This window comes from Pleurocapsa sp. PCC 7327, assembly GCF_000317025.1.
Lineage (GTDB): Bacteria > Cyanobacteriota > Cyanobacteriia > Cyanobacteriales > Microcystaceae > Hydrococcus.
In genome coordinates this window covers 3,549,845-3,564,560 of the sequence record NC_019689.1, presented here as the reverse complement: position 1 = coordinate 3,564,560, position 14,716 = coordinate 3,549,845, and the positions used below count along the sequence as shown (strand labels likewise).

Genomic DNA, 14,716 nt, shown 5'->3' with positions numbered 1-14,716 from the left:
TCGTTATGTTTGCGGTGCGGCGAGTAAAGTGGACTCGACTCGGAGTACAAATACTTTTAATTCTCTCGGTCATTGGCGTTGCTTGGTTGCTGCGCCAAACTCAAGGAAAGGCTATCCAAGAAATCTATTCCTGGCTCGTTCGTCCGTTTCGATCCGAACCAGCTTCCTTGGTAGAAAAAAAACTTACGAATGCTCGTATTCTAGAACTAGAACAGAGAATTAGCGAATTAGAAAAGCAAAATCAGCAATTAAAAAAACTTTTAGGCGATTTTGAAAAATATAAACGATCCGCGATCGCAGCGCCTATTATCGGACGCAGCGCAGACGACTGGTGGCAGCAAGCGATTTTAGGTCGAGGCAGTCGAGATGGCATTGAAAAGGGTTTTGCAGTCACCGGAATTGGGGGATTAGTCGGTCGAGTCATCGAGGTGACACCTCATAGCAGTCGAGTTCTCTTGATTAGCGATCCCAACAGTCGCGTTGGCGCGATTGTCACTCGCAGTCGTTCGATGGGTTTAATCAAAGGACGCGGCTCTCAAATTGCTGTTATGGAGTTTTTTGAAAAAGTCCCCAATATTCGCCCCGGCGACACGGTGAGTACCTCCGCTGTCAGCCAATTATTTCCCGCAGGTTTGCCAATCGGTCGCGTCCAATCGGTCAATTTGCAAAAAGGACCTGCTCCCGAAGCTACGATAATCATAACAGCCCCAATCGATAGTTTGGAATGGGCGCTCGTCCATCCCTTCAAAAGCGATTTGGAACCAAAGTGATGAAGCTATCAAAATCAAAATGGTCTTCCGAGCAGCGCCAAATTCTCAATGGGTTTATAATTTGTGCTTCGGTGCTTCTTTGTGCGTGTTTGACTTTCGTTCGTCTGCCTGGGATGGAGTTATTGGGAATTGCCCCTAGTTGGCTATTAATCTGGACGGTGAGTTGGAGTCTCAAACGATCTGTTTTTCAGGGCATATTAGCAGGACTTGCTTTGGGCATGATTCAAGATGGCATGACCTCTGCTCCTGCCTCCGGTCCTTCTCATGTTTTGTCTCTCGTTTTAGTAGGGTTTTTGACAGCAAAACTGCAAAAGCAGCGATATCTTAAAGAAGATTTTATTTCGGTCGCGCTCATTGTTTTTGCGATGTCGATTGTTGCTGAGGCGGCGATCGCAGTTCAGCATATTCTCCATCACATTCGCGCCCCAGAAGAAGTTTGGTTAGATTATCAGCGCATTTCACTTTCTTCAGCTATTCTCAGCAGTCTCTGGGCACCAGTTCTCTATTATCCTCTCAATCGTTGGTGGGAGAAGCTTAAGGCGTTGGAGCGAGCATCTTTAGGGGGGATCGAGTCCAGGCATTCTTAGAGGATATCCCAAAAGTCCATTTTGTCATGCTCAATGCAGGAGAACGTAACGAAGAATCTAGGTTTGGAGTTGGTATGCTAATACCACTTTGGATTTTGCGCTGCTCGAACAAAGTTCTGCGCAGCGGTTTTGGATTTTGGATTGAGAAGTAAGGGCGAGTTTATCTAAAAACGCGCCCTTACTTCCCTACAGTTACTGTCAAACGGTTACTGTCAAAAACTCGCCACACAGAGCTGCTGACTAATTGCTAATTCGCAATTGATAATTCGCAATTCGCCATTAAAAGATAAAAACATTGAATTTCTAGCTAGAATCCCATCTCTATTTCCCAATTGCGAATTGATAATTGCCAATTGCGAATTGCTATAAGATGTTTCGCTTCGCGATCGCTACGCTCAACATGACATTATTATACTTTTGGGACAACCTGTTAGCATTTTTAATTGCGAATTGCGAACTCTAGCGAATTGGAATCACTTGGCTTGTAATTTCGCTCTAATCTCCTCGACTCGCTTGCGATTGACTCCTAGATCGGACTGTCCCAGACGGGAAGCCGATCGCACGTGAATGACATTTTCATTCGAATCGAGATAAAATTCTACATCATCGACAAAACCCATGAGCTTGCTTTTAAATTCGGCATAGAGATAATTATCGGTTTGTTCGATAATTGTAGTTCTCTCCATACTTTCAATGACTTTTCTGAGATCGGCGATCGCAACTGGTGGCAGAGGATCGATTTTGGATTTGGGATCTTGACTCTGACTGTTGACGCAATTGGGAGAACCGGGACAAGGAGCGAGTTTTCCGTCTTTTACGCCTAGATTGGTCGGTCTTTTCCCAGAAAAATTAAACACGATTTTCACCTCTCCACGCACTAATTAGCTTTTGCCAAGACAGTTTTATTGGTCAATACCTCTACTGCTGCTTGATACTGTTTGTCGGCTTCCGTGCCTATTTGTTGATAGGTTATCGGATCTTGAGAAACGACGCGATCGGGAACAATTCCTTGTTTGTGGATGTCTTTGTGAGTGGGAGTTTCGTATTTGGCAACCGTAATTGCCAGTCCAGCACCATCGGGCAACTCAAACAACGATTGAATCAATCCCTTCCCAAAGGTTTTTTCTCCTACTAGCGTTGCCCTGCCATTATCTTGCAAAGCTCCTGCTAAAATTTCGCTAGCGCTGGCAGTTCCCTGATTGACTAAAACGGCTAGAGGAGCGTTAGTGAGCGCTGCACCAGATGCCGTAAAACTGTCTAACATTCCTTGTCGGTTGACCGTGTAGACGATCGCGCCTTCATCTATCCACAAACGGGCGATCTCAATTCCTGCTTGCAGTAATCCGCCAGGATTATTGCGCAAATCGAGAATATAAGCTTGAACGCCTTGCTTTTCTAAATTTTTGACCGAATGAGCGACTTCTTGAGCGGCATTGGCGCTAAATTGTGTCAGACGAATATAACCGATGGGATAATTGGGAATGCGATCGTCGAGGGTGGCAAAGACTGGACTCAGAGAAATGCGATCGCGAATGATGTCTAGTTGTCGAATCTTGCCGTTGCTTTCGTCGCTGGGTTGAATGGTCAGAGAAACCTTGGTGCCGCTAGGACCTCGCATTCTGGCGGCTGCTTCATCGAGCGTGAGGGTTGAGGTATCTACCCCATCGATTTTGAGAATGCGATCGCGCGGGGCAATTCCTGCCGCTTCAGCGGGAGATCCTGCTAGGGGAGCTACTACTTCTAAGTGTCCCGTTTCGGAGTTGATATTAATTTGCAACCCGATGCCAGATAATTCTCCTGCCGTACTGACTTGCAGGTTGTGATATTGTTCTGGTCTGAGTAAGCGAGTAAATGGTTCGTCTAGCGTCGCCAACATTTGCTCGATTGCCGTGTAGGTTTCCTTGCGATCGGAAAGTGGCTTTTTTAAATACTGTTGCCGAACCAACCACCAATTTTGATGGTTAAACGTCTCATCTATATACGCCTGGTTAACCAGCCGCCACGACTGTAGCACTAACTTCTGTTCTTCTGTAAAAGCCGCTGCGCTTTGCGTCCAACCAATTGAAAAAAGAAAGAGAGAAAAGCTAAATAACAGAGTTGCCCAAAATGCTCTTTTTCTCATGAGGTAGATTAGATACTGAACCGACGTTTCCGTGTTTCCTATGTTTTCTTCATATTAAACATTTCGAGCAAAATTGGTCGAGACTTTATCCCAATTTGCTCCCGTTCGCCATTCAAAATATAGGCGAAAAAAAGCCCGCCTCTCCTTGTAGTGACTATATAAACGGCTTGTAGTGACTATATAAACGGAGAGAGATCGGGCTGAGGAGTTTCATCTAGGAGTGTGGGGGAAGGGACGTTTTTGCCCTGTTTTTCGATCTAAAGACTTAATTGTAGGATTTTTTGGCTATCTCGGCTCAAATTTTGGCAAACCACTGGGCTTGACATTGAGCCAGAAAACTTTCTGCCCATTCTTTACCTAAAACCTCCTCACTTTTGTCGGAGGAGGCATTGTTCAAAATATATTTTTGACGCTGGTGGGCTAACTCTTCTAAGGTTCCAACATGGACGAAACTTCTTGGCATGCGATCGCTCTCAAAAGAGTAATGTCCTTCATGATGCTCGTTGGGATTTTCTCGATTAACCCATAATCCCCATTCTTTGGTGGCGGTATTAAGTTGGGCTAAAAACTCCAAGGTGTTCATTGCCCTACTCCTTTATTTTTGAGGTTGACATTTTCATTATCGTCTGCGATCGAATGAGTTGTTCTTCCCAGGGAGATAAGCGCAACTAAATGTAACAACTGAGTCGCGCAAGCAACCTTCCTCGTTCCATCCTTTTGACGCAGCCATCATAAAAATAATAGGGCGGGCAATATACCCGCCACTACTTCTATCTCAGTTCTGGCTCTTTTTAAACTGTCTGGGTTTGCTGCTCTTTTGCCAAGAATTTTTCTAATTCACTCAACGCATCGGCATCGACCTTCGTCTGCATTGGACAGAACTTAGGACCGCACATCGAGCAAAATTCTGCCGTCTTATAAATATCTGCTGGCAGGGTTTCGTCGTGATATTCCCTGGCGCGATCGGGATCGAGAGATAATTCAAACTGACGATTCCAATCGAAATTGTAGCGAGCCGCAGACAACTCGTCATCGCGATCGCGTGCGCCCGGACGATGGCGGGCGATATCTGCCGCATGCGCCGCAATCTTGTAGGCAATTAAGCCATTACGAACGTCTTCTGCATTGGGAAGTCCCAGGTGTTCTTTGGGAGTTACGTAGCACAGCATCGCCGTACCGTACCAACCTGCCAAGGCAGCGCCAATGGCAGAGGTAATATGGTCGTATCCTGGGGCAATATCCGTCACCAAGGGACCTAGCACGTAGAAAGGCGCTTCGCTGCACTCTTCCATTTGCTTTTTGACATTAAATTCAATTTGATCCATCGGTACGTGACCGGGACCTTCTACCATCACCTGTACGTCGTGTTCCCAGGCGCGGCGGGTGAGTTGTCCGAGAGTTTTTAGTTCTGACAATTGCGCTTCATCGGAAGCATCATGGATGCAACCGGGACGCAGTGAATCCCCTAAACTGAAAGATACATCGTATTTCTTAAAGATTTCGATGATATCGTTGAAGTGGGTGTAGAGGGGATTTTGCTTGTGATGGTGGAGCATCCACTTGGCTATGATGCCGCCGCCGCGAGAGACGATACCCGTAATGCGATTTCTTACCAGTGGCAGATATTCGATGAGAATCCCGGCATGGATAGTCATGTAATCGACCCCTTGTTGGGCGTGTTTTTCGATGATATGGAGGAAGTCATCGGGGGTTAGATTTTCAATCCTGCCGTGGACGCTTTCTAATGCTTGGTAAATGGGTACCGTGCCAATGGGAACTGGAGAGGCATTGATAATTGCCGTGCGAATGGAATCTAAATCCCCGCCCCCGGTGGATAGATCCATGACGGTATCGGCGCCATATTTGACTGCTAGATTGAGTTTTTCTATTTCTCGATCGATATCAGAAGAGTTGGGAGAGGCACCAATGTTGGCATTGACCTTACATTTAGAGGCAATGCCAATACACATCGGTTCTAAGTTAACGTGATTGATATTGGCGGGAATAATCATGCGTCCCCGCGCTACTTCGTCGCGAATTAATTCTACGGGCAAGTTTTCTCGCTTGGCGACGTAGTGCATTTCTTCAGTCACGATTCCTTGACGAGCATAGTGCATCTGCGATACATTGCTCTGTCCGCGTCGCTTGGCTACCCATTCTGCTCTCATATTTTTTTTCCTCAATAAACAGCTTCCCTACGCTGGTATTACCCAGTCTCAGGTTCTAAGGGACTTTCTCAGCCCGATCGCATCAGAAATCAGACACCCCTAGCTATAGGTGGCAATTTTATCACTAAAGTTGACTAATAAGTTGCTTTAAGGAGTAAAAAAAATTTTTATCTATCATTAAAAATCGATAGCTTTTACTAAATTTTAGAAAAGCCCAAGCGATCGTCCGATGAGTTTACTGGCTTCAATTTGTCTATTCTTTCTGCCTTCCCCTTGTCAAGTGGCGTGGGTAGGAGAGAGTTAACGGAGAGGGAGGGATTCGAACCCTCGGATGGGTCTTACGAGTCCATCAACAGATTAGCAATCTGCCGCTTTCGACCACTCAGCCACCTCTCCTCGGTGACAAAGTTCTAGTGTAGCAGATTTTTAATAAAGTAATGGCAATCTTGACCTAACTTTATTTGTAGCAGAATTTAGTAACAAAGCGATACACTTTTTTACATACTGCCGTGTATAATATAAGCAAACTAGGGGTTATAAATGCGGATCTGTCAAGGAGGTAAAGATAAAAAAATCTCAAGGATTTTTAAAGCGACTCTTGTTTTGAATTTAAGAAGGAGGAAGCCGCTGAGGCGCATTCTGGGCTTCTCGATTTTATAGAAGTGCCAGTGAAAGGGATGGGAATCGAAGTCAAGGCAAATAACTGCCGCGAACTTACCCCAACCTGGGTTCCATTTGAGGTTTTAATTGTAGGAATGAATAACAAACCAACAAAGTCCATAGCACTTATCTCGGTTCACGGCGACCCTGCTGTGGAGATCGGTAAAGAAGAAGCGGGTGGACAGAATGTTTATGTGCGCCACGTGGGTGAGGAATTAGCACGACAGGGGTGGAAAGTAGATATGTTTACTCGTGCAAGTGGCGCTCATCAACCGAGAATTGTAGAACATGCTCCCAATTGTCGTACGATTCGTTTAGTAGCCGGACCGGAAGAATTTGTACCGCGCGATGAAATTTTTGGCTATCGCCATCAATTTGTAGAAGAACTGCTGAAGTTTAAAGAAAAAGAAGGACTCGATTACTCTTTAATACACACAAATTACTGGATTTCTGGGTGGGTAGGACTGGAGTTGAAGCGAAGATTATCCCTACCTGTGGTTCATACCTATCATTCTTTGGGTGCGGTCAAGTACAAATCAGTCTCTACTATTCCCATGATTGCCAGCACCCGCTTGAAGGTAGAAAAAGATTGTTTAGAAACAGACGATTGCATTGTAGCCACCAGTCCTCAGGAACAGGAACATATGCGATCGCTGGTGTCTGCTAAGGGCAAAATTAAGATTATTCCCTGCGGAACCGATATCGAACATTTTGGTGGGATCGATCGAGAAGAAGCGAGAGTTCTTCTTGGTTTTGAGTCAGATGCAAAGGTCGTTCTCTATGTCGGGCGTTTTGATAAGCGCAAGGGAATTGAAACGCTGGTTCGCGCCGTCAACGCATCTGAGTGGCGCGACGATCCTCGGCTAAAGCTAGTGATTGGTGGCGGTTCTCGTCCGGGTCAAAGTGACGGCATCGAACGGGAGAGGATAGAAGGGATCGTTAACGAACTGGGATTGGCAGAAAAGACCCTCTTTCCCGGACGGATTGGCGATCGCGAGTTGCCGATTTATTACGCAGCAGCTGACGTCTGCGTCGTCCCCAGTCATTACGAACCTTTTGGTTTAGTCGCCATCGAAGCGATGGCAAGCGGTACGCCTGTTATTGCTAGCGATGTGGGCGGATTGCAATTTACAGTTGTTTCTGAAGAGACGGGTTTACTTGCGCCGCCGAAGGATTTTGAGTCTTTTGCCGTGGCGATCGATCGCATCCTCTCAAATCTCGAATGGCGCAATTTCCTTGGTAGAAATGCCAGAAAGCGCGTTGAGAAAAAGTTTAGTTGGAAGGGTGTAGCCTCCCAACTTGGCACTTTGTATGCCCAACTAATTGAGGAAACTGAGGCAGTTCCTCTAGGTTCGGTCAGTGCTTAAGTAGTACCACATTCGTAGCCTCATAACTCCCAGATTCTCCTCGCTTTATCGAAAAGACAGCGAGGAGTTTTTTTCTGGTCGATCGCTTCTAGTATTGATTCAGTAAATCCTTGTGGAATATTTACAACCGGAATTGAAGCCAGTCGATCGCTGATGAAGTGCGATCGCTCTCTTTAATCCATTGCTACCATCACGTCAGATGACTTAATAACAGCGTATACTTCCTTTCCCTCTGAAAGTCCCAGACTATCAGCCGAAGCTTTGGTAATAATCGAAGTAATTGTAATGCCCGGAGCCACTTCGATGACAACTTCGGCATTCACCGCGCCAGGTACGACTGCTTTCACAGTCCCTTTGAGCGTATTGCGAGCGCTAATCTTCATAGTGCGTTCCTCAAGTTTTTATCAAACCATCCTAATAACATAAAGGAAGGCTTAGCCGATTAGCAATTTTTATTGTTAAAAGATGATGATTAAATGGCGATTAGACTAACAATTGAGAATTTAGATTATTATTTCGAGTTTTTTCTGCGCGATCGCAGCGTACAATTTCATCACACAATTATTAAAAACGAAAATAGAGTCAGATTACTGCCTAACTAATGCAAATTCAAACAGCCAACTATGCGACTTTAGTGGAACTTTTGTACGACAGAGCGCAATCTCAACCCAACAAAACGGCTTTTACCTTTCTCAAAGATGGAGAAACGCAGGCAATTAATTTAACCTATCAAGAATTGGAGCAACAAGCAAAAGCGATCGCCCTCCAACTCAAAGTTCTCAAAATTAAGCAAGGCGATCGCGCAGTATTAGTTTATCCTTACGATGGAGCATTAGAATTTATCGCAGCTTTCTTTGGCTGTTTATATGCAGGAGTCGTTGCCGTTCCTTGCTATCCGCCGCAAAATAGCCTAGCGCTCCGCGATCTTCAATCTCGTCTTTTCTCCTGTCAAGCCCAGATTATTCTAACGAGTAAATCCCTCTTAGCAAAGCTCAAAAACCAACTCATTACGCCAGGAGCGGATTCTATTTTCAACAAACTACACTGGCTAGCCACAGATGATGTAGAAAAGTTGCATGAAACATCTTTACTCGATTGGGTAAAACCCAACTGCGATCGCGATACCTTAGCCTTTCTACAATATACCTCCGGTTCTACCGGAATTCCCAAAGGAGTAATGGTCACTCACGCATGCATCCTGCACAATCAAAAAATGTTGCAGATGGCATTCGGTCATACGGAAGAAGCAAGCGGTGTTGGCTGGTTGCCTTTATTCCACGACATGGGATTGATTGGCACGGTCATCCAAGCGGTATATTTGGGAAGTCCTTGCATTTTCATGTCGCCTATTGCCTTTATCCAAAAGCCGATTCGCTGGCTTGAGGCAATTTCACGCTACAAGGCGACTACAAGCGGCGCCCCCAATTTTGCCTACGATCTCCTATCGCGTCGGGCAACTCCCGCACAGGTAGCGAATCTCGATTTGAGCCGTTGGACGGTTGCTTTCTGCGGTGCCGAACCTATTAGAGTCGAAACCCTAGATCGGTTTGCAGAAAAATTTGCGCCTTGCGGTTTCCGCCGCGAAGCATTTTATCCCTGCTATGGCATGGCTGAAGCCACTTTATTCGTCACTGGGGGAATACACACAGAACCGCCAGTGGTTAAGTATGTCGAAAAAGCCCCTCTAGAAAAGAATCGCGTCGTTATTACCAATAGAGAGAAACAGGGTGTTAGAGAAATTCTCGGTTGCGGTCGTGCCTGGTTAGATAGCAAAATTATCATCGTCGATCCCGAATCGTTAACCCAATGTCCGAGCGACCGCGTCGGGGAAATTTGGGTATCTGGAATGGGGGTAGGTAAAGGATACTGGAATTTACCCGAACAGACGGAACGCACCTTCTGTGCTTATCTCAAAGATACGGGAGAAGGTCCGTTCCTGAGAACGGGAGACTTGGGATTTATGCAGGATGGCGAACTGTTCGTTACGGGTCGTCTGAACGATTTGATGGTCTTTTGGGGGTTTAATCACTATCCCCAACAGATCGAAGAGACTGTAGAAAAATGTCATCCCGCCTTGCGACCAGGTTGCGGTGCTGCCTTTGCAGTCGAAGTCGCCGGGGAAAATAGACTCGTTATTGCTCACGAGATAGAACGCAGTTATCGACAAGGGTTAGTTATTGATGAGGTAGTAGAAGCGATTCGTTGGGCAATCTTTCAGGAACATTTGATCGATGTTTATGCGATCGTTGTGTTGAAGACGGGTAGCCTTCCCAAAACTTCTAGCGGTAAGGTGCAACGAAAGGCTTGTCAGGCTAAGTTTCTCGAAGGAAGTTTGGATGTCGTAGGAGAATGGCGCTTAGAAGAGCAAAGCGATATAAATTCGTCGATCGAGAGATATTTGAATCCTATGACTCACTTGAGGCGCTATTCGCTGTTGTTTGGGGGACGATTGAGACGATTTTTATATTTGTGGGTGAATGGGAAAAAAACTAAAATTAAATGACTATTTGAAATTTTTGGAAATAACTAAATATTCTGAATGCGTAGATCATGGTTTCTGTTACTGGCGATTTTTACGACTTTCTTAATCGTTTTACCTGTCAGCGCTGCCGATCGCATTCTTTTTAATTATGGTCCTTTAGGTTTCTCCATTTCGGTTGAGGCTTTAGCAACCTTTGCTCAAGAGGGCAGAATCGAGAAAGAATTAGCCTTTTTCCTCAACCGTTTGAGTCCGCAACAACAAGAGCGGGTGCGAAACTTTTTGCGATCGCGCTACCAAGTCAATCCTATGGTAATCTATCGCCTCTCTCACAGCGCTGTAGGAGAACGGTTGCTAAAAGATGTGGGCGAGTTAATAAATATTCCCAAAAATCAAAATGGTTTTTATGGACTGCGAGGATCGTTAATTCAAGCAGTTCTTAAATCTAAGAGTATTAATGCGATCGAGCTGATGCGCAAGTTTCCTACTGATATCGAGCTCAATACTGAGAACATTATGGAATTCGTTCGAGAAATGTCTACCATGGTAGACAAAACTCAGACACTCGTTGCAGAACTCGATCGCATGACTTCAGAACAAGCAAAAACTGAATCGTCTATCGATCTCAAGCAACTTCGAGATATTAAAACACTAGGTCAGTTTAGCACTTCCAGGCAAACCATCGAATTATACGACTCCCAACGCGGACGCAAGTTAATTGTCGATCTCTACTTGCCAGAAACATCACAGCAAAAACAATTTCCCATTATCGTTGTCTCAAATGGCATCGGTGCAAAACGCGATCGCTTTGATGACCTAGCTTATCATCTAGCCTCTTATGGTTTTGCAGTTGCCATTCCCGACCATCCCGGCAGCAGCAGTCAGAGGCAGCGAGAATTTTATAAAGGGTTATACAAAGATAACTTCGATGCGATGGAATTTCGCGATCGCCCTCTGGATGTAACTTTTTTACTCAACGAACTAGAAAAGCGCAACCAATCTGAATATCAAGATCGACTAAACCTGCAACAAGTTGGCCTATTTGGTTATTCCTTTGGCGGTGCCACTGCCCTATCGTTAGCAGGTGCCGAACTAGATTTTGAGCAACTAGAAAGAGACTGCCATTCTCAAACTCGCTTGCTCAATATCTCCCTGTATTATCAATGTCGCGCCCTAGAGATCCCAAAACAACCTCTCAACTTACAAGATAGCCGAATTAAAGCCATCTATCTCTTCGTGCCTTTTAGTAAAAGTCTCTTCGGACAAGCAGGAATGAGTCGCGTTACCACTCCTGTCATGTGGCAAGCGGCAGCCGAAGATATCATCACTCCCCTAGTATCGGAACAGATGCCCGCTTTTGATGAGTTAGTTGCTGCCGATAAATATCTCTCCGTCTCGACGGGATTGCCCCACGCCTGGGTGCTTTTGCCTCTCATGCAAGGACTGACAAACCAAGAAATTTCTAAACAGGAGGCAGCAGCGATCGCTCGCGATTATCAAAACATCCTCGCGCTATCATTTTTCAAAGTCTATCTCGATCGCGATGAACAATACCGTTCCTATTTACAAGCCTCTTACATCAAAACCCTGAGCCAAGATCCTTACAACCTCAGCTTAGTGCAGTCTGTACCATCTCTAGCAAGGCAGCGATTCAAATCGCTACCTTATATGTAAAGTCATCTAAATGGGATCGATCGAAGATCGAGATCCGATGACAAAGCTCAGCCTTTATATCCTATTCTGGAAAGGAAACAAGCAGATCGAGGGATCGATAAAAATGCGAATTTTAATTATGGGAGGAACCCGTTTTATCGGGGTTTATTTAACAAAAATTTTGGTAGAACGAGGTCACGAAGTCGTTCTGTTCAACCGGGGCAATAATCCCGCACCCGTTGCAGGAGTAAAGCAAATTCAAGGCGATCGCACCGATGTCGCCCAATTAAAAGAAAAACTTGCCTCAGAGTCCTTTGATGCTATTTTCGATAATAATGGTCGGGAACTGAGCGACACTCAGCCCTTGGCAGAAATCTTTAAAGATAAAATTAAACACTTTGTCTACGTCAGTTCGGCAGGCGTTTATCTCAAATCCGACCAAATGCCTCACCTCGAAGGCGATCCCGTCGATCCAAAAAGCCGTCACCAAGGTAAATTTCAAACAGAGAGTTACCTAGCACAAGCCGGCTTGCCTTGGACTTCCATTCGCCCGACCTACATTTATGGTCCCCAGAATTATAACGACCTAGAAGCTTGGTTTTTCGATCGCATCGTGCGCGATCGCCCTATTCCCATTCCCGGCAATGGCTTGCACATCACTCAATTCGGTCACGTCAAAGATCTCGCTAGCGCTATGGCAGCCGTTTTGGGTAACGAACGAGCAATTGGAGAGATCTATAATATTTCCGGCGATCGCTACGTCACTTTTGAGGGCTTAGCCCGCACCTGTGCCGCAGCAGCCGGAAAATCTCCCGACGACCTGAAATTAGTACATTACGACCCCAAAAAGTTCGACTTTGGCAAGCGCAAAGCATTTCCCATTCGAGTGCAGCATTTCTTTGCCGATGTCCATAAAGCAATAGAACATCTCGATTGGAAACCAGAATACGATCTCTTATCCGGATTAAAAGATTCTTTCCAAAACGATTATCTTGCTTCCGGTCGTCATCAAGCAGAAATTGATTTCTCAGTCGATGAAGAAATTCTTGCGGCTGTTTGAAGCGAAATATCTTTTTCCCTTTCCCCCAATCGACTAATTTTGTCTCTCATCTAACTGAAAAGTGCTATAAGACCATCTCTAAACAAGAACGCTACAGATGCTCGAGGAAAAAGCCTTACACCCAGAGCAGCTGACTAATTGATAATTCGCAATTCGCCATTAAAAGATAAAAACATTAAATTTCTAGCTAGAATCCATCTCTATTTCCCAATTGCGAGCTGATAATTGCGAATTGCGAATCGGTAGAAGATATTTCGCTTCGCGATCGCTACGCTCAACATGAAATTTTATACTTTTGGGACAACCTGTCAATAGGGCATGGCAGTGTCGTGCCCGTAATGGGTATGTTGCAGAGATTTTGGAGATTGGCGCCTGTAAATCGGCACGGAGATCGACAGAGGATTTAGAAATTCTCGATGCCTGCGCTACAAAATATAAATTTTCTCAAGACCTTTAACATTTCCTGATGTTTTTTCTTAGTTTTAAGGAAGAGAACAGAAATTAATTATGCGATCGGAGAAAAATAATGTCTAACCAAAGAACAAGCATCACCAAAGCACCCAGTCGCGCTCCCAAACGACAACAAGCTTTAGAGATAGATAAAATTAGAGAGATTATCGAAACCAAAGTTTTAGCTGCGGAAGCTAAAATTGCATCTCAAGCCACAGAAGACCCTAAAGTCATTCTGAAAGCCGTTCGGAATGCTATGTCGGAAGTTATTGCGCTATTGCCCGACCAACAGACAGAAATTAATGAGACCATTACTGCTGCCATCGAAGGCTTGATTCACGGAATTATCATTCCCAAACGCTCGGCGATTAACAGAATCCAAAAACAAATTCAAGAGCTACAAGCGAAGGAGAAAGAAGAAGAACAAAAGCTCCAAGCACAAATCGATGGCATTCTTAAAGTAGTCGAAGATCTAGGTAACGCTGAATCAGATAATATTCATGACGCGATCGCATTGGCACTCAAAGCGATCGAAGACAAAAAAGAAATGGAGTTCTTCCTGTGTGCTTCTTGCTAAAGTCAAATCTGAACCTAGTCAGATGGGAGCCAAGCTACGGGAGCCAAAAACTCAACATGACTTTCTCTAAGATCTATAAAGCTCCCCAATCCAACTAGTAATCCCTTACAATCGGAAAGGAGTATTTTTAGGGTTAATTATGATCAAATTGCGCTTAAAGCGATACGGAAAGAAAAGAGAAGTTAGCTACAGAATCGTAGCCACACAAAGCACCAGTCGCCGACAAGGTCGTCCCCTCGAAGAACTGGGATTTTACAATCCGAGAACCGATGAAACCCGGCTGAACGTTCCCGCGATTGTCAAGCGACTCAAAGAAGGTGCTCAAACAACAGAGACAGTACGCAACATCCTAACAAAAGCCAAAGTTTTTGAACAAGTCAATGCTTAAGGCAACAAACTTGTCTAAAGATACTCAAACTCCTATTCCAGACTATTGTGGGTTGGTAAAGTTTCTCGTCAGTCCGTTTTTGGAGTCACCAGAGTTACTCAGTATCGACTGCGAGCAATCTAACCAAAACACACGAGTTTGGGTTCGATTAGCTTTTGAGGGAACGGACAAAGGGCGAGTTTTCGGTCGTGGTGGGCGCAACCTACAAGCTATTCGCACGGTTCTAGAAACGGCGGCGGCAGCAGCAGGTCAATCCCTTTATTTAGATATTTACGAAAGTCAAAGCGAGAAGCCAAAGCGACGGGAAGGTCGGGACAATAATGGCTCTCTCAAAAGAGAAAGAGAGGGAAGAACTCGCGCTCGTCGTCCTCATTCCCCTAGATCTTCAGGCAAATCGCGCTTCTGATTGGCTTTAGAATCGGGAAGCAGATAATA

The 14,716-nt window shown here is 45.1% G+C and carries 14 protein-coding genes, 1 tRNA gene and 1 riboswitch; of the genes, 9 read left to right on the top strand and 6 right to left on the bottom strand.

Features of this window, described 5'->3' with window-relative positions:
* Positions 1-5 precede the first annotated feature (5 nt).
* Positions 6-770 (top strand): rod shape-determining protein MreC, encoded by a 765-nt coding sequence (mreC, locus tag PLE7327_RS15925; RefSeq protein WP_015144830.1) that lies wholly within the window; start codon positions 6-8, stop codon positions 768-770.
* Positions 770-1,357, top strand: a complete 588-nt coding sequence (gene mreD / locus PLE7327_RS15920; RefSeq protein ID WP_015144829.1) for a rod shape-determining protein MreD — start codon at positions 770-772, stop codon at positions 1,355-1,357. The genes mreC and mreD overlap by 1 nt, the downstream gene beginning before the upstream one ends.
* Positions 1,358-1,830: 473 nt before the next feature.
* On the opposite strand, the gene PLE7327_RS15915 is transcribed toward mreD, so the two are convergent.
* The 5 genes from PLE7327_RS15915 to PLE7327_RS15895 all read right to left on the bottom strand — a co-directional run bounded on the left by PLE7327_RS15915 (position 1,831) and on the right by PLE7327_RS15895 (position 6,043).
* Positions 1,831-2,214, bottom strand: a complete 384-nt coding sequence (locus tag PLE7327_RS15915) for a DUF1499 domain-containing protein (protein ID WP_041393431.1) — start codon at positions 2,212-2,214, stop codon at positions 1,831-1,833.
* Positions 2,215-2,234: 20 nt separating this feature from the next.
* Entirely contained in the window at positions 2,235-3,479 is a 1,245-nt protein-coding gene (gene ctpA / locus PLE7327_RS15910; protein WP_015144827.1) for a carboxyl-terminal processing protease CtpA, read from the bottom strand.
* Positions 3,480-3,774: 295 nt separating this feature from the next.
* Positions 3,775-4,062, bottom strand: a complete 288-nt coding sequence (locus PLE7327_RS15905) for a hypothetical protein (protein WP_015144826.1) — start codon at positions 4,060-4,062, stop codon at positions 3,775-3,777.
* 208 nt (positions 4,063-4,270) lie between these two features.
* Positions 4,271-5,647: a phosphomethylpyrimidine synthase gene (gene thiC / locus PLE7327_RS15900; protein WP_015144825.1), complete on the bottom strand. Its 1,377-nt coding sequence runs from the start codon at positions 5,645-5,647 to the stop codon at positions 4,271-4,273.
* A gap of 7 nt (positions 5,648-5,654) precedes the next feature.
* A riboswitch (TPP riboswitch) is annotated at positions 5,655-5,758 on the bottom strand.
* Between the two features lie 193 nt (positions 5,759-5,951).
* A tRNA-Ser gene (locus tag PLE7327_RS15895) sits at positions 5,952-6,043 on the bottom strand.
* A gap of 359 nt (positions 6,044-6,402) precedes the next feature.
* Here PLE7327_RS15895 and PLE7327_RS15890 point away from each other — a divergent pair.
* Positions 6,403-7,674 (top strand): glycosyltransferase family 1 protein, encoded by a 1,272-nt coding sequence (locus PLE7327_RS15890; protein ID WP_041393429.1) that lies wholly within the window; start codon positions 6,403-6,405, stop codon positions 7,672-7,674.
* A gap of 173 nt (positions 7,675-7,847) precedes the next feature.
* Here PLE7327_RS15890 and PLE7327_RS15885 read toward each other — a convergent pair whose 3' ends face one another.
* Positions 7,848-8,057 carry a molybdopterin-binding protein gene (locus PLE7327_RS15885; RefSeq protein WP_015144823.1) on the bottom strand — a complete coding sequence of 70 codons (210 nt, stop codon included), beginning with the start codon at positions 8,055-8,057 and terminating at the stop codon, positions 7,848-7,850.
* 218 nt (positions 8,058-8,275) lie between these two features.
* Between PLE7327_RS15885 and PLE7327_RS15880 the strand changes: the two genes are divergently transcribed.
* The 6 genes from PLE7327_RS15880 to PLE7327_RS15855 all read left to right on the top strand — a co-directional run bounded on the left by PLE7327_RS15880 (position 8,276) and on the right by PLE7327_RS15855 (position 14,687).
* Positions 8,276-10,177, top strand: coding sequence for a fatty acyl-AMP ligase (locus PLE7327_RS15880; protein ID WP_015144822.1), 1,902 nt, complete (start codon positions 8,276-8,278; stop codon positions 10,175-10,177).
* 36 nt (positions 10,178-10,213) lie between these two features.
* Positions 10,214-11,827: an alpha/beta hydrolase gene (locus tag PLE7327_RS15875; protein ID WP_015144821.1), complete on the top strand. Its 1,614-nt coding sequence runs from the start codon at positions 10,214-10,216 to the stop codon at positions 11,825-11,827.
* Positions 11,828-11,930: 103 nt separating this feature from the next.
* On the top strand, positions 11,931-12,866 hold the full coding sequence (locus PLE7327_RS15870) for an NAD-dependent epimerase/dehydratase family protein (protein WP_041393425.1): 936 nt from the start codon (positions 11,931-11,933) through the stop codon (positions 12,864-12,866).
* A gap of 526 nt (positions 12,867-13,392) precedes the next feature.
* The gene (locus tag PLE7327_RS15865; RefSeq protein ID WP_015144819.1) at positions 13,393-13,893 is read left to right on the top strand and encodes a hypothetical protein; all 501 of its coding nucleotides are present in this window, start codon (positions 13,393-13,395) and stop codon (positions 13,891-13,893) included.
* A 139-nt stretch (positions 13,894-14,032) separates the two neighbouring features.
* Positions 14,033-14,281, top strand: coding sequence for a 30S ribosomal protein S16 (rpsP, locus tag PLE7327_RS15860; protein ID WP_015144818.1), 249 nt, complete (start codon positions 14,033-14,035; stop codon positions 14,279-14,281).
* The gene (locus PLE7327_RS15855) at positions 14,274-14,687 is read left to right on the top strand and encodes a KH domain-containing protein (protein ID WP_015144817.1); all 414 of its coding nucleotides are present in this window, start codon (positions 14,274-14,276) and stop codon (positions 14,685-14,687) included. Before rpsP ends, PLE7327_RS15855 begins: the two co-directional genes overlap by 8 nt.
* The last annotated feature ends 29 nt before the right edge of the window (positions 14,688-14,716 follow it).

What these genes read in the sequence shown, in the direction of transcription:
- mreD (WP_015144829.1), top strand. Translation starts at nt 770, where the DNA reads ATGAAGCTATCAAAATCAAAATGGTCTTCCGAGCAGCGCCAAATTCTC.
- PLE7327_RS15870 (WP_041393425.1), top strand. Translation starts at nt 11,931, where the DNA reads ATGCGAATTTTAATTATGGGAGGAACCCGTTTTATCGGGGTTTATTTA.
- PLE7327_RS15855 (WP_015144817.1), top strand. Translation starts at nt 14,274, where the DNA reads ATGCTTAAGGCAACAAACTTGTCTAAAGATACTCAAACTCCTATTCCA.
- rpsP (WP_015144818.1), top strand. Translation starts at nt 14,033, where the DNA reads ATGATCAAATTGCGCTTAAAGCGATACGGAAAGAAAAGAGAAGTTAGC.
- mreC (WP_015144830.1), top strand. Translation starts at nt 6, where the DNA reads ATGTTTGCGGTGCGGCGAGTAAAGTGGACTCGACTCGGAGTACAAATA.
- PLE7327_RS15905 (WP_015144826.1), bottom strand. Translation starts at nt 4,062, where the DNA reads ATGAACACCTTGGAGTTTTTAGCCCAACTTAATACCGCCACCAAAGAA.
- PLE7327_RS15865 (WP_015144819.1), top strand. Translation starts at nt 13,393, where the DNA reads ATGTCTAACCAAAGAACAAGCATCACCAAAGCACCCAGTCGCGCTCCC.
- ctpA (WP_015144827.1), bottom strand. Translation starts at nt 3,479, where the DNA reads ATGAGAAAAAGAGCATTTTGGGCAACTCTGTTATTTAGCTTTTCTCTC.
- PLE7327_RS15890 (WP_041393429.1), top strand. Translation starts at nt 6,403, where the DNA reads ATGAATAACAAACCAACAAAGTCCATAGCACTTATCTCGGTTCACGGC.
- PLE7327_RS15880 (WP_015144822.1), top strand. Translation starts at nt 8,276, where the DNA reads ATGCAAATTCAAACAGCCAACTATGCGACTTTAGTGGAACTTTTGTAC.
- thiC (WP_015144825.1), bottom strand. Translation starts at nt 5,647, where the DNA reads ATGAGAGCAGAATGGGTAGCCAAGCGACGCGGACAGAGCAATGTATCG.
- PLE7327_RS15885 (WP_015144823.1), bottom strand. Translation starts at nt 8,057, where the DNA reads ATGAAGATTAGCGCTCGCAATACGCTCAAAGGGACTGTGAAAGCAGTC.
- PLE7327_RS15875 (WP_015144821.1), top strand. Translation starts at nt 10,214, where the DNA reads ATGCGTAGATCATGGTTTCTGTTACTGGCGATTTTTACGACTTTCTTA.